Annotated in this window: 11 protein-coding genes; 4 read left to right on the top strand and 7 right to left on the bottom strand. The window is 44.3% G+C overall.

Annotated features, from left to right (window positions below; translation table 11 throughout):
* The first annotated feature begins 137 nt into the window (after nt 1-137).
* Both NIAKO_RS03285 and NIAKO_RS03290 read left to right on the top strand, forming a co-directional pair.
* Nucleotides 138-638 (top strand): GNAT family N-acetyltransferase, encoded by a 501-nt coding sequence (locus NIAKO_RS03285; protein WP_014216973.1) that lies wholly within the window; start codon nt 138-140, stop codon nt 636-638.
* Nucleotides 639-674: 36 nt separating this feature from the next.
* On the top strand, nt 675-1,112 hold the full coding sequence (locus NIAKO_RS03290) for a MarR family winged helix-turn-helix transcriptional regulator (RefSeq protein ID WP_014216974.1): 438 nt from the start codon (nt 675-677) through the stop codon (nt 1,110-1,112).
* Between the two features lie 180 nt (nt 1,113-1,292).
* Here the strand turns inward: NIAKO_RS03290 and NIAKO_RS03295 are convergent, their stop codons facing one another.
* On the bottom strand, nt 1,293-1,613 hold the full coding sequence (locus NIAKO_RS03295) for a LytR/AlgR family response regulator transcription factor (RefSeq protein ID WP_041346285.1): 321 nt from the start codon (nt 1,611-1,613) through the stop codon (nt 1,293-1,295).
* Between the two features lie 580 nt (nt 1,614-2,193).
* Here NIAKO_RS03295 and NIAKO_RS03300 point away from each other — a divergent pair.
* Together NIAKO_RS03300 and NIAKO_RS03305 are read left to right on the top strand one after the other, a co-directional pair.
* On the top strand, nt 2,194-2,763 hold the full coding sequence (locus tag NIAKO_RS03300; RefSeq protein ID WP_014216975.1) for a hypothetical protein: 570 nt from the start codon (nt 2,194-2,196) through the stop codon (nt 2,761-2,763).
* A gap of 66 nt (nt 2,764-2,829) precedes the next feature.
* Nucleotides 2,830-3,480: a hypothetical protein gene (locus NIAKO_RS03305; RefSeq protein ID WP_014216976.1), complete on the top strand. Its 651-nt coding sequence runs from the start codon at nt 2,830-2,832 to the stop codon at nt 3,478-3,480.
* Nucleotides 3,481-3,572: 92 nt separating this feature from the next.
* Here the strand turns inward: NIAKO_RS03305 and NIAKO_RS03310 are convergent, their stop codons facing one another.
* The 6 genes from NIAKO_RS03310 to NIAKO_RS03335 all read right to left on the bottom strand — a co-directional run bounded on the left by NIAKO_RS03310 (nt 3,573) and on the right by NIAKO_RS03335 (nt 13,813).
* Nucleotides 3,573-5,117: a putative Ig domain-containing protein gene (locus NIAKO_RS03310; protein WP_014216977.1), complete on the bottom strand. Its 1,545-nt coding sequence runs from the start codon at nt 5,115-5,117 to the stop codon at nt 3,573-3,575.
* A 9-nt stretch (nt 5,118-5,126) separates the two neighbouring features.
* Nucleotides 5,127-6,569 carry an alpha-L-fucosidase gene (locus NIAKO_RS03315; RefSeq protein ID WP_207622488.1) on the bottom strand — a complete coding sequence of 481 codons (1,443 nt, stop codon included), beginning with the start codon at nt 6,567-6,569 and terminating at the stop codon, nt 5,127-5,129.
* Nucleotides 6,570-6,756: 187 nt separating this feature from the next.
* The gene (locus NIAKO_RS39070; protein WP_014216979.1) at nt 6,757-10,143 is read right to left on the bottom strand and encodes a chondroitinase-B domain-containing protein; all 3,387 of its coding nucleotides are present in this window, start codon (nt 10,141-10,143) and stop codon (nt 6,757-6,759) included.
* Between the two features lie 259 nt (nt 10,144-10,402).
* Entirely contained in the window at nt 10,403-11,335 is a 933-nt protein-coding gene (locus NIAKO_RS03325; RefSeq protein ID WP_014216980.1) for a hypothetical protein, read from the bottom strand.
* Complete coding sequence (locus NIAKO_RS03330; protein WP_041347933.1) at nt 11,335-12,792, bottom strand: MBOAT family O-acyltransferase; 1,458 nt, start codon at nt 12,790-12,792, stop codon at nt 11,335-11,337. The genes NIAKO_RS03325 and NIAKO_RS03330 overlap by 1 nt, the downstream gene beginning before the upstream one ends.
* A 106-nt stretch (nt 12,793-12,898) precedes the next feature.
* Entirely contained in the window at nt 12,899-13,813 is a 915-nt protein-coding gene (locus NIAKO_RS03335; protein ID WP_014216982.1) for an SMP-30/gluconolactonase/LRE family protein, read from the bottom strand.
* Nucleotides 13,814-13,903 lie beyond the last annotated feature (90 nt).

The following is a 13,903-nucleotide window of genomic DNA, read 5'->3' on the forward strand; positions in this document are numbered from 1 at the left end:
AACTATTTTCTGTGGAAAAAGGAGCCCGATCAGCTGCGCAGCTCCATTGCGTATTCCGGCCTTCGTTTTTACAAATAGTTGCCAAAGTCAACTATATTTGTTTTCTTTGTTGTAAGAAATAATAAAGGGGGAACATCATGAAAACAATTACATTAAATGATATTGCTATCAGAACAAGGTTACATCCCGGTGACCTGGGCTATGTAGCCTACCTCCATGGCGATCTGTATACAAAGGAGAACGGGTATGGGTTGAGTTTTGAGTCTTATGTATTGAGCGGCCTGGGGGAGTTTAGTTACGGCTATAATCCGGAAGCAGACCGCATCTGGATGTGTGAGCACGATGGCAAAATGATTGGTTTTCTATTGGCGCAGCACCGGCCAGCCGCAATACAGTTACGATACTTTATCTTCCGGCCGGAATACAGGGGGATCGGATTGGGAAAGAAACTGATGACAGAATTCATCGGGTTCATGAAGCAGCGCGGGGTTAAGGACGCCTATTTATGGACCACCGACGAGCAGTTGGCCGCCATTAGTCTGTACACCCGGTTCGGGTTCAAATTAACCGAAGAAAGGCATTCCCATTCCTTTGGTAAACCACTTACTGAACGGCGTTATGACCTGCACCTGGCTTAATGGAGCTGATTATTGATTGCCAATGTCAACAAGTATATGAAGGATAAAACAAAACTAATAAATGACATCCGGGAGTTTAACCGGTTCTACACCCGGCTGATCGGTTTGCTGGATGGTCATTTACTCGATAGCAACTATTCGCTGGCTGAAGCGCGCATTTTGTACGAGATCTATACCGGGAAACAAATAAGCGCGTCTCAGATTGTTGCTACCCTGGGTATGGATAAAGGCTATGTGAGCCGCATTTTAAAGAAATTTGAAAGGGATGATCTAATTAATAAGGAGAACTTTTCTACCGACGCCCGGGTTTCTTTACTGGCTTTGTCGGAAAAAGGCCTTAAAGTGTTTCATCATTTAAACCGGGCTTCTAACGACCAGGTAGATGCCCTGATTTCGCCGTTGGCCATTGCAAAGCAAAAGGAACTGGTGATGCACATGCAGGAGATCATGCAGATCTTAAATAGCCAGCAATAGTATCTTAGCTGAAAGTATTTATATTCATACCAGATGGAAAACAAAATAAGATTAACCCTCATTGGGTAACAGCCTGGGCAATACGGAGTACACCGATGGTAAATACCGGGTTAGCGGTGTGAGTTGGTTATTCCTCTTACAAAAGTATTGTGGTTTGAAAAAGTAGTAAAATATATTTTTTCACTCAATCACGTTCAACTGCTCAAGCACCGTTTTGTAATACTGCCGGGCAATGGGAATAACGTTGTTACAAATTACTAAACTGATCCTATCTATTGTTTCAATATAAAATATGGAAGCTGCCCAGGAACGGTGAGTTTTAATAAACATTTCTTCAGGCATTTTTTTTAGAACAGTAGACAAGCTTGCATGCACCATGAAATAGGTTTCATTCGACAAAATGATCTTAGTATAATTTCCTTCAGTTTTCAGGAACATCACATGTACGGGATCAATACGGATCAGTTTTTTATCTTTCCATACAAAAAAGGGCTGTAGCATAACGAGTAGGCTTTGAGGTTAATGGATGTGCAAGTTTAAATAAAATTGCTGGTAAAAATCCTGTTTGCGTAACAATGACTCAAAGCGTGAACGCTCTCAATAGTGTTTTAATGAAGCCTTATTATATTTTCTTTGTGACCTCTTTGTTTCCTCGATCCCCAACGTTTCATCGAGGTTTCATTGAGGTTAAATAGAGGTGAATTGAGGTAAATCCGAGGTGTGCCCGAGGTAAAATAGTGGAAATTCCGAGGTGAAACCGAGGCGAACAGGTGGTGAAACTATTAAACGTCACTAAATTTATGCAGTTCGTCACAGCATTTTCCTGACACCGTCACTAAAAAACAGATGCTTCCGAGGTAAAATTACCAAACATCACATCCAAAGCCGAAGCCCGTCACAGCGAAAGCAAAACACCATCAGATGATCAGTACAAAGCGTTGAAAGCTGAAGTACATTTGTGTCATCAGTCGCTGAAATGGAGTTTCGCTCAGGGCTAACAGAAAGAGCGGATCTGTGAACCCTCTCCGCTACAGCAACTGTCGATCGCCACCCAATTGTTCATCTCTAAAACTCGTGTCACATGGCACATTCAGACAATAGCCTGGTAACAGGCCGAATTAGTGGAACCCTCGGTAAAGAACTCGTATTTCGCGAGTGGGAGGGCAAAACAGTAGTCGCTAAGGCGCCTAGAAAGCGTAAGGGAGAGCCAAACTCCAAACAAGCCGAAACTCAGGAGAAATTCCTGCTTGCTTCGAGGTATGCAAGGGCCATTATTAAAAATACAGATAAAAGCATGGCGGAAGCCTATGCCACTGTACTGCGGCCACGGCAGAATGTTTACAGCAGGGCATTGGAAGATTTCCTGAGCCCACCCAAAGTTAAAAGCATCAATACACGTAATTACAAAGGCGCAACCGGCGATAAGATCGCAGTGCGCGCAATAGATGATTTTCGCGTTGTAAGTATACAGGTGGAAATCTATGCTGCCAACGGCACATTACTGGAAGAAGGCAAAGCCGTACAGGAAAACAATGGCCTTGATTGGACTTATACCGCCACGCAACTTAATGGCACACTGGCCGGTACAAAGATCAACGCCATTGCAACCGATGTTCCGGGCAATGAAGGAATATTGGTCGTATCTTTGTAATGCTGATGAATTCCTTCCTGGTTAAACCGGGGAGGAATTCCCTTTGTTTAATTACAAATAATTGATATGAGCAAGTTATCGAAGCGGCATTTTTGGGAATGGTTCAAACGCAACAACAAGGAATATCTCGATCTGCATAGTAAATCAAAAAAAGAAGCTACCTACTGGTTATGTGAATTGAATGCACATTTGCGCGCCTATTACAAGTTCTTCGAATACAGTGTATCCTTACCTGATAACGGAAAAGGCATTCCTAAACTTACTATTACTGTAAATGGCAGGGTGATGCATTTTAAGAAAGTGGATGTTTTTGTGGCCACTGCACCGGAGATCCCGGGCTGGCAGATCGGCGCATTGGAAGATCCGATGCCCATCGATTTCCTGTTGGAAAAACAAATAGAAACCCTGAATATTCATCCAACTGAATTCTCCTTTTCTTTTTCCAGTGATGATCCTGATGATACCTCATTGATAATATATCACCCTTTATGTTCTGCACGCAATGAAGCGGAATATTTACAACTGGCTTATCCTGCTATTTATAATTTATTGGGTGAACGGGCGTATGGTTCAGATATCAACCACGTTGATGTGGCCAACCTGTCTGCTGCCGGTATGAACGATGTTCATCCGCTGGAAGAATTACCTATTCACATGGCCTTGCGCAAATCAGCCATGGTGGTGGGCCCTAATGGAACATTGCAGGGGATGGATTAAACGAATGTGCTAATGTGATAATTCGATAAGGTGATAATGAAATACAGCTCACGTGAGTGCTTCGCGTGAGCTGTATTTTTCACATTTGGGATTTATTGTTTTTTACGAATACTGATCATTATTACACCGTGTGGTGGTACGTCAGCAGAAAATTCATCTTTATAAACACCCAGGTCTTTCTGGCGCCACAGATCGCGCACAATATAGGCTCCCTGAATGCCAAGATCACTCCATTTTACAGTAAGTTTTCTCGCAATGCTGTCTGTTACATTGAACAATCCGGCGGCTTTGCTTCCGTCTGCCAGGTCTTTGGCCAGTACACCACAGGAATCTGTTTTGGAAACAATGGTTGCCTGTTTGCCTAATGGGTCCTGGTTTACTGCCAACACTTCATCATTCGTCAGCAGACTTAATGTAAAAGCATCTAGTTTGGTTAGATCGCAACCTAACAACAAGGGAACTGATTGTAAACACCAGGCGCTCATATGCGCATATTGTTCATCTGGTGTAAGGTGTGTTGGATAAGGCCCTTTTCCCCAGCCAACCCAACCAACGATCATCATGTCGGGATCATTCCAGTGCCCCGGCGACGCATACGGCGCCCATTTATCCTGGGTAAGCAACCGGCTTTTCAGGCTTTTCCAACTATCTCTTATATCACCACCGGTTCTCCACGTGTTGGCAATTTTTGACAGTTCATTGATACCTGCAAACGGCGTACTGTTGGAGAGACTGAAAACAACATCCCGGCCGCTGTTGCGCAACAGGTCGTACATGGCTTTCGTTTCAGGAACTTCAATCGGGTTCCAATCGTACTTTAAATAATCAAAGCCCCATTTCGCCCATTGCTGTACATCTTTATCCCAGAAAATATACTGGCCAATGGCGTAGGGCAATTGTTTTTTATTACGGGGAATGTTTTCTGTAGTTCTTACAAATGTGCCTTCCGCATTGATAGCAGATCCACCAATATGATGACCATATGATTCAACCCACGGGGTAGAGTAGATGCCTGCTTTTAAACCCAGCTGGTGTATATCATTTACCAACGCCTGCATGTTGGGAAATGTGGTTGAATCGGGCAGGATGCCACCAAATTCGCCGCCTCTTTTTCCCTGCCATACATCATCGATATTCATATAATTCCAGCCATGATCGATCAACCCGCTGCTGGCCATCGCTTTTGCATTGGCCAGCACCAGTTCCTGCGTAACTTTTGAGGCATAAATATTCCAGCTGTTCCAACCCATAGGTGGGGTTAATGCAATAGCTTCTCCTACTACAATTTTGAAGGAACGTTTGGTGGCGCCCAGTTTGTTTTTTGCATGCAGCGTAATCGTATATTCTCCAGGCTTTGTAATGGAACCTGAGATTTGTCCGGTGGTTGCATTCACCATTACACCTGTTGGCAAATTGTCTGCAGAAAAACTCATGGGCCTTGTTCCTGTAGCAGGTATGGTAAACAAAATAGGGTGGCCGGGACGAACACCAAACACCACGGGGCCGTTGATCTTTGGCTGCGGACTTGCTGCAGGGGTTAAAATATATTTTGAAAGCGTGTCCTGTGCATTGGCAGTTAATAACAATAGCCAGGAAACCGCCATACAGCAAAGCTTTTTAAAGGAAAGCAAATTCATATTGGAATATTAATTTTTTAATGCTACTTCAATTACATCAACCAGGTTGGAACGAACGCTGGCCGGTAAATCAATAATAACCTGACCGCCTTCATACCTGAAATGTAAGGTTTTTCCTGCGCCTATCAGGGAAACGGCTGTAGGTTGCAAAGGCGTTGTTAATGAAAGTACCGTGTCTTTTGCAGGTAAGCGGTCTGCATCATACTTGCTTCCGTTTTTAAATTCAGGTATGGCGAACAGATACCGGTAATTCTTTTTGGCTGTGGCCGGTACCGATGCCAATTCACCTGCCGGCAATTGCTGTACATGTTGCACTGCGCGGCCGTTCTTTTTCATCCAGCCGGCCACTACTTTCATGTTGTCATACACTGCTTGCGGAAATACGCCATCTGCAGTAGGGCCTACACCCAATAAATAATTCACCCCCCAGGCGCGTGCCGAAACAAATTCTCCCAATGCAAAGGCGTTGGAGTGGAAAGGCTGGGTATTGCTGTTGGCCCAGCTATTCGTCCAGGTATTGCAAAACTCTGCCCAGGTATCGCCGGGGTCCTGTTTGGGCGGATTGCGTTCGAAAGTGATATAATCTCCTTTCCCATGCAGGCGGGGATTGATCACAATGCCTGGTTGCAGCTTCCGGATCTCGTCCTGGGTTATTATTTCAGTAGCATTGGGTACAGGGGGCTTGCCATCGAACCATAACAGGTCAATTTTCCCATAACGCGTGAGCAGTTCTTCAATTTGTTTTTTAACCATCAGCGCATAGGCCGCCTGGTGTTGTTTGATTTCTTCTGCTGATTTATTGTCCGTTCTCGGGTTAAGGTCGCCATCAACTTTTGGTAAGGATGGATTGGCTGTATAAGCCCGGCCATAAATAAAACTCATATACTCCCGGTCGAAATACCAGTTGGGAGGCGAATAATAAAACCCCAGTTTCAATCCGTATTTACGAACTGCTTCCACGTAAGGTTTCAGGAGGTCCTTTCCGCCAATAAAATTCTTTGTGCTGAAATCACCATATTCACTTGGCCATAATGCAAAACCTTCGTGATGCCGCGTGGTAAGCACTACGTACTGAAAGCCTGCTTCCTTGGCTGCTTTTATCCATTTATCCGGATCATAATGCTGCGGGTTGAAATCCTTTGCCATTGCCCAGTATTCATTGGGTGTAATGGCCGGCGGCTTCCCGGTAAGGTTATAATCTTTTTCCCGGACTACCCGCGCCAGTTCAGCGGAATCTAATTTCTTGTTGGCAAGCGCTCTGCCCGGGATCATGGGCCATGAAATGTCCATATTTTTTACAGATGCCAAACCCCAGTGAATAAATAAGCCCAGTCCTGCTTCAGGAAACCATTGTGCATCGGGATGCAGGGTATGCGTGGCGCTTTTTTCTTCTTTTATATTGATCATGGAATGCTCGGCTGCGGCATCCTTATCAACATTTTGACCGTACATTAAGGCGCAGTTGAATAGCAAACTGCTTACTAAAATAAATGCGGGGTGTTTCATAATAATGCAACTAAAGAATAAATGTACAGAACGTACGGTAATGAATTAGCCAGTTATTCAATGATCTTTACATAATAAACAACCGGAACCGCGGGGAGAGGCGATTCCGGTTGATGAATGTAAAAAACAGGTACTAATCTTTTCTAATCAATCTTACGTAAGTGGTTGTTCCATCGAAGATATACAGATAGTAAATCCCATTCTGATAATTCGTGAGATTAAAATCTACTTCGAATTGGAACTGATTTCTTTGGATTATAGTTGTTTGAACCGGATTGCCATTACTATTATAAATGATCAGCGTATATTGTTTGTCGCGCTGCTTATTATCCAGCTTCACTTTCAACCGGCCATGGGTTGGATTTGGGTACACAATGATCTTAACGCAATCCTTCTTTTCACGGGTTGAAAAAACAAGTACCGTTTGGTCAACAGAATCGGCTGACAAATAATTTTCATTACCCGGCTGACTGGCGCGCACGGCCACATTGCCTTCACCCGTAAAAGTGAGCGTATTGTTATTAATTATTCCCGGGCCTGAAACAATAGAATAGTTTATTGGCAAACCGGATGAAGCGGTGGCTGTCAATTGTACGGAATCTGTACTGTTTGTTGGGGGAATAGCTGCAAAGGAAATTGTTTGCGCCGCTTTGTTGATGATAAATGTTTGTTCGCTAAAGGCTGGCTCATAATTTTCATCTCCTGCCTGTACCGCCCTGATGGTGGCAACACCCGCTCCGTTGATAGTTACGGTAGCGCCATTTATTGTAACAGGGCCACTCACCAGTTCAAAGGTAACAGGCAAGCCTGCATCGGAAGAAGCGGACAGGTCAAAAGTACCATCGCCAAAAGTTTTGGTTTCAACAGGGTCGAATGAAACAGTCTGCATGGCTTTGCTGACAATGAAAGTTTGTTCAACCGTGTCGGGAAAATAGCTATCGTCTCCATCCTGAATAGCGCGTACTGTAATTGTTCCTGCGCCGGTTATTGTCAATATTGAATCTTCAATACTGGCAGGTCCTGAACCTACTTCAAACCTCACCGGCATTTGTGAAGAAGCGCTTGCAACCAGTGCAATGGGGTCAATACCATACGTGGTATCGTTGATGTGATCGAATGTAATGGTTTGGATCTTTCTTTCAAAAAGCTCCCATTCCGCAAACTGTGTTCCGGTAGTAGCCAGGCCTGCACTATTATTGGTAATGTTAAGCCGGTAATATTGATAAGGGGTTGTATTGGTGAACGTATAGGTGTTCGTTAACAGCCTGGTAGCAAAACTTTCGCCCGTACGGGTATCCAGCGTTGTCCAGTCGGCGCCATTGTTTGAACCTTGCAAATTCCAGTCGCGCGGGTCCCGGCCCGGCACATCGTTGGCCGAAGTAATTGTATATTTTACTACGATGGCAGGAACCGTGGATTTGTATTGAACCCACAATGCATTTCTTCCGCTGCGGTAATACTTTGTGGATTTATTATTGTCGATGAGGCTCGGAAAGTCTTCGGTGGGCTTGGATGTATTGGGATACTGTGCAGTAATGACGCCGCCATTATCAGTTATATCGAACGAGGCAATGGGGGCGGCATTTACGGTAATATTTACTGGTGCGGAAAAACTTGTTTGATTAAGCGCATTGGTAGCTTTGGCCTGCAGGGTATATTTACCGGCGGCTATATTTGCCCAGGTAAAAGTATAGGGAGCCGCAGCGTCCTCACCAAGCTTTGTAGCCCCATTGAAAAACTCAACTTTTGTAATGGTTGAACTGTCATCTGTTGCTGTTACGTTTATCCCGATTGAAGCGGGCGCTGTAAACACGGAATTATCTGCCGGCGATGTAATGTTAAGGTGTGAACCTGCCGGGTTTACATTTACAATAATAACAGCGGGCTGGCTTTCTTTTCCTTTATCGTCCGTTGCTACAGCTGTGATCGTATGCGCGCCGGCTGCCGCTATCCAGGTCAGCGACCAGGGCGCCGTAGTATCTTCACCGATCGTTACTCCATCTACCGAATAAGCTATTTTTGAAATGGCGCCGCTGAACGAAATGGCATCAACGGTGAGCGGTACCGGTGCGCCTGCATCAACAATCGCATTGTTGGCAGGAGCGGTGAAACTAACCACCGGTGCATCGCCTGCTGCATTGGCGCCAACATCTGCAGGATTGAGCAGGCGGGCAGTGACGGGCGCTTGTGAAACTTCATCGGCGCCAATGTCGAAGGGCGCCGTACGTGGCTGTCCATCCATATCTGCAATTACTGCAGGAAAGCTATCCGTAATGGCATTAATGGCCGGGCTGCCTGTTTGCAGGTGATAAGTTCCCGTAATATCTCTTGCCAGCATAGGATCTGTGATGGTATAACCAGAAGCAGGCATGGCGCCAGGGCCGCTTACATTGAAAAGCATATTACCCGTCCAAACAGGGTTGGTATAGGGACCGGCAATAGAAGCGGCAGCGCCACCACCCTGAACGATGTTATTGGCCACCGTAACAAACGTAGCACCTAAACCGCCTGTGCGCCCGCCCTGTTTAAAATTGCTGCTGCAATTGACAAGGGTGTTGAATGCAATGAGTATGCGATCGGGGCGGTCGTGACTTGTTAATGGAGCGCCGTATGCCACTTCGCCATCTCCATTACCGATATCCAGCGCAGTACTGCAATTCTCAAAATAATTACTGAAGATCACATGGTCGTCACCAAAGATGCGCAAACCCGGCGTATTGCTGAAATAATTGCCATATACCACGCTCCGGTTGCCATGCCTGAGGGTGAACTGGGCAGGACAATTGCGGATGGTGTTATAGCGAATGGTCAGGGCCGAGGCTTTTACAGATATCAATTCATTCTCGCCATCACATTCCTCAAACACGTTGTGCTCGATGATGCTATAGCTCGACGAAAGACTGTATCCGCTCAAGCCAAATTGAAGGGTTTCGGCGCCATTGCCTCCACCAGGAAGTTGTTTGTGGAAATAGTTGTGATGGATCCAGAGTCTTTGGGCGATCTGACTGCCAACGCCGCGTACTGTTATAAAGCGACCGAGGTTGCTTTTATTTTGAAAAGTGTTATAATCTACTTCATGATCATTACCATTGAGCTGCAGGTACTCACCCTCGCCCGGGGTTTCAAAAGTATTTCTTGTCCAGCGGCAAAAGCTGGTGCCGCTGGCCATTTTGGCGTGATTGGCTGCATGGGTGAATTTAAAGCCTTTGATGATGATGTAAGCTGCGGGGCTCACGATACTAAAACCTCCTGAACCGGTGATCTCGGCGCCACCGATTGTTTGCGCTGCGATGGTGATTGGTTGTGCCGCAGTTCCTTTTTTACTGATGGTTATATCGGCCGTTGCCGTATACACGCCATTGGCGAGAATGATCACATCGCCGGGTGCTGCGTTGTTAATAGCAGCCTGTAGTTCAGTGATCGATGTTACGGGAACCGTTGTTGCCGAAGCAAGGATTGGTCCCAGCAAAAGGAACAAAAATGAAATGAGTCCTTTTACAAAAGGTAAATTTTTTTCCATTGGCAAGAATTGATGAGTAATGATAATTAGTTACACTAACTAACTTATAATTTGCCAATGCCGTTTGCCACCTCTTTACCTTTTATTCAGTCATTTTACCCTGTTTCGCCCCTGTTTTGTTCACACTTATGCAAAAGTTAAAATAACCAGCGACCATGTTGAGTTGTATTTTTTAGACAGTGATTTTCTGGATAAATTGTTGGAGCAAAACACGATAAGAATTAAATATGAGAACTTGTCTGATTAATGCTTGAAAATTTTAATTAAGTGAATCTTTAAGAAGGTTATTGCCAACAGGTTTTGTAATAAAATCGCTGATGAGCTTTGTTGCAATGGTAGCCCCCTTGAAATTTAAATGATCGATGTCCCGGTAGAGACTGTCGGCTGTCAATAAGGGATTGTTCTGCAGGTTAATATACCGGGCATTGGTATTGTTCAGGATGTCGTTGACCAGCTGGATATTCCTGGTATTGATTTTGGGATCGTAGTAGGTGTAGAATTGGGTGCAAACAGGCAGCGTGACCAGGATGGTTTGAATATTCCGCTTTTGAAGCATAGAGATAAAATTGTCTATCCTTTTATAGATCTGCTCCGTACTGCCGGGATCTATCCAGTATTTATTCCAGTCGTTGTGTTTTGCCTGGTATTTATTCAGTCTGAAAGCCGCGGACAATTTCGAGAGGTCTTCATATTGGGCCCTGTAACCCATAAGGGTATCGTATTGATCGTAGGTATCGTGCTCGTGGATCATAAACCCACAGGTAAAAGCATGGTACCTTTTAAAATAATATGACTTTATATATCCATCTTTTAAACCCCAGTGATGATAATATTTGGGCGCCGCTTCTTCCCGCAGTCCCGTAAAATAAAAAGTGAAATAATCGATAGGGATAATCACATATTTTAAATGCGGTAACTGGTTGATGTTCTTTTCAATTATTTCAATATCCACTTCAGTAGGTTTGCCTTCTTCTGCAATGTTTAAGGCTTTAAATGGAAATAAGGTGGGGTTCAACCCCATGAGCGCATGGCTGGTACCAATGATCAAACATTCCGTACTTCCCTTGTATTGCTCAAATAACTGCCGCTTCAGGTTAACTACCCGGTCCTGTTCCTGGCTAAGCCCCATCAGAATAAGCACCACCAATGGGATAATTGACAGTTTGCCGATTTTTACAATTAGCTTCTTCATCAGAACTGAAAATAAATGAATGAAACATTTTCTTTTTGAATAATGGCATTCAACAGGAATATGGCGGTAAGGGTGTACACTGTGTATAACACTACTTTTGAACTTAAGATCATAAACATATTTCTCTTTGCTATTTGCAGGTTTCTTTCATTTCTTCTGAATTGCCAGTCTATCACCAGCAGTGGTACAATATAATAGAAGATAGAAAGGTAGGAGAGCGCTTCCCCGGGGTTTTTAACATTGGTGAAAATACTTTTTGTATAATCAACAGCCTGGCCTATGTCGTGGATACGGAAGAAGATCCAGGCAAAGGTTACAAAGCAAAAGGTGGTAAACATTTGCAACAGTTCGGTACCATTGGGAAACAACCTGTCTGCAGCCACCACTTCTTTAACATGCGTTCGGTTGCGGTTCATTAATAATAATGGTAAGAACCCGCAGGCATGAATAAAACCCCAGGCAATAAAGTTCCAGCTGGCGCCATGCCAGAACCCGCTAACGAGAAAAATGATAAAAGTATTTCTTACTGCTTTTGCTTTACCGCCCTTTGAACCACCCAATGGAATGTACAGGTAATCTCTGAACCAGCTGGAGAGGGAGATATGCCATCTTCGCCAGAACTCGGCAATGTCCCTTGAGAAATAAGGGAATTTGAAATTGCTCAACAGTTCAAACCCGAACAGTTTGGCCGTGCCCAGCGCAATGTCTGAATACCCGCTGAAGTCGCCATAGATCTGGAACGAAAAGGCTATGGCGCCCAGCACCAATGTAAGGCCGTTGTGTTCGGTATAGTGGTTGAAAATGTTATCGGCGATTACTGCAAGACTGTCTGCCACTACTACTTTCTTGAACATGCCCCACAGCATCAACCTGCATCCTTCGGCGGCCTGCCGGTAATTGAAGGTTCGCCGTTGCTGCACCTGCGGCAACAGGTGGGTAGCGCGTTCAATAGGCCCTGCTACCAGTAATGGGAAAAATGAAACGAACACGGCATACTCAATAAAGTTGGAAATGGGTTTTTGTTTTTCCCGGTAAATATCAAATACATACGACATGCCGTGGAAGGTGTAAAAAGAAATGCCGATGGGTAATGCAACCTGCAATAAGGAAGGGTGAAGGTGTACCCCCAGCATATCGAACCCCTTTTGAAATTGCAGCGCAAAAAAGTTGTAGTACTTGAATACGCCCAGGATGCCGAGGTTATTGATAATGCTCAACCATAAAAAAACCTTCGCTCTTTTTCGGTTAGGCGAGGCAACAGAAAAACCATAAACATAATCAAGAAAAGTACTTAAGGAAAGTAATACCATAAACTTCCAGCTCCACCAGCCATAGAAGAAATAACTGGCAATAAGCAACAACCCATTTTGCCAACGCAGCCGCTTATTAAACACGAACCAGTATAAGCAAAATACAATGGGCAGGTAAACCAGAAAGGCAAGCGAATTGAATAACACGACTTTGAATTTTGGAGTTAAATGCTTAATTAAATTTAAATAAAAAAAGCCCCGATAAAAAATTTTATCGGGGCTTGCGGTAATGATATAGATCATGATTCTGCGTTTACTCAACTCCTTTTACTTTCATATCTAATTCATAAATAGCTTCGGACGCGGTGATGAATAATTTGTTTCGCTGTTTACCGTAAAATGCAACATTTGCCGTCCACTTTTCAGGAATATCTATGTGCGCTATTTGCTTACCCTGGCTGTTGAAAACAGTCACGCCTTTACCGGTGAGGTAAATATTCCCCTTGTTATCGATCGTCATGCCATCGGAGCCAAGATTTACAAATAATTCCCCATTGCTTAATGAACCATTTTTATTAATGGTGTAACGGTATGTTTTATTGCCGTTGAGGTCCGACACGTACAGTTGACTTCCATCAAGCGTGCCTACAATTCCATTGGGGCGTTTCATGCTATCAATTAATGGTTGCGGGGTTCTGCTGCCGCGTAACAACACATATACTTTCTCTGCTTCCATTTCGGGTTTTGTTCTCGTCCACCAGGTACGTTGATAATAAGGATCAGTGAAATAAATATTTCCACCGGGTGATACCCATACATCATTGGGACCATTTAATTTTTTGCCATCCACATCATTGATCAGCACTTTAATTTTTTTCTTCCGGTCAATAGACCACAGCTGGTTTTGTTCATCGGCGCAGGAGATCAGGTTGCCGTTCCTGTCGAAGTACATGCCGTTAGAGCGGCCGGCGCTGTCCATAAAAAGGGATAGATGACCATTGATGTCGTATTTCCAGATCTTGTTATTGGGCTGATCGGTAAAATAAACATCCCCCCTGCTGTCGGTGGCCGGGCCTTCGGTAAAACTGAATTGACGGGCAATTAACCGGGGCGTGGCGCCGTCGGCTATAATATTTGAATCAATGGTTTGATTGTTCTGGGCATTCCCTACCAAACTGGTGCAATACAAAGCGGCCAACAATAATAGTCTCTTTCTGAAGATTTTCATGCTCAAATAGGATTAGACATTGAAGATACAACGCAGAATGTTTTAGCAGACAACACAGGTCGTGGAAAAAACGGTTGACTGATATGAACA

Source organism: Niastella koreensis GR20-10 (genome assembly GCF_000246855.1).
Lineage (GTDB): Bacteria > Bacteroidota > Bacteroidia > Chitinophagales > Chitinophagaceae > Niastella > Niastella koreensis.

Excerpts from the sequence above, each read along its gene's own strand:
- NIAKO_RS03305 (WP_014216976.1), top strand. The coding sequence starts at position 2,830 with ATGAGCAAGTTATCGAAGCGGCATTTTTGGGAATGGTTCAAACGCAAC.
- NIAKO_RS03310 (WP_014216977.1), bottom strand. The coding sequence starts at position 5,117 with ATGAATTTGCTTTCCTTTAAAAAGCTTTGCTGTATGGCGGTTTCCTGG.
- NIAKO_RS03295 (WP_041346285.1), bottom strand. The coding sequence starts at position 1,613 with ATGCTACAGCCCTTTTTTGTATGGAAAGATAAAAAACTGATCCGTATT.
- NIAKO_RS03290 (WP_014216974.1), top strand. The coding sequence starts at position 675 with ATGAAGGATAAAACAAAACTAATAAATGACATCCGGGAGTTTAACCGG.
- NIAKO_RS03325 (WP_014216980.1), bottom strand. The coding sequence starts at position 11,335 with ATGAAGAAGCTAATTGTAAAAATCGGCAAACTGTCAATTATCCCATTG.
- NIAKO_RS39070 (WP_014216979.1), bottom strand. The coding sequence starts at position 10,143 with ATGGAAAAAAATTTACCTTTTGTAAAAGGACTCATTTCATTTTTGTTC.
- NIAKO_RS03315 (WP_207622488.1), bottom strand. The coding sequence starts at position 6,569 with ATGTACGGTCAAAATGTTGATAAGGATGCCGCAGCCGAGCATTCCATG.
- NIAKO_RS03335 (WP_014216982.1), bottom strand. The coding sequence starts at position 13,813 with ATGAAAATCTTCAGAAAGAGACTATTATTGTTGGCCGCTTTGTATTGC.
- NIAKO_RS03285 (WP_014216973.1), top strand. The coding sequence starts at position 138 with ATGAAAACAATTACATTAAATGATATTGCTATCAGAACAAGGTTACAT.
- NIAKO_RS03300 (WP_014216975.1), top strand. The coding sequence starts at position 2,194 with ATGGCACATTCAGACAATAGCCTGGTAACAGGCCGAATTAGTGGAACC.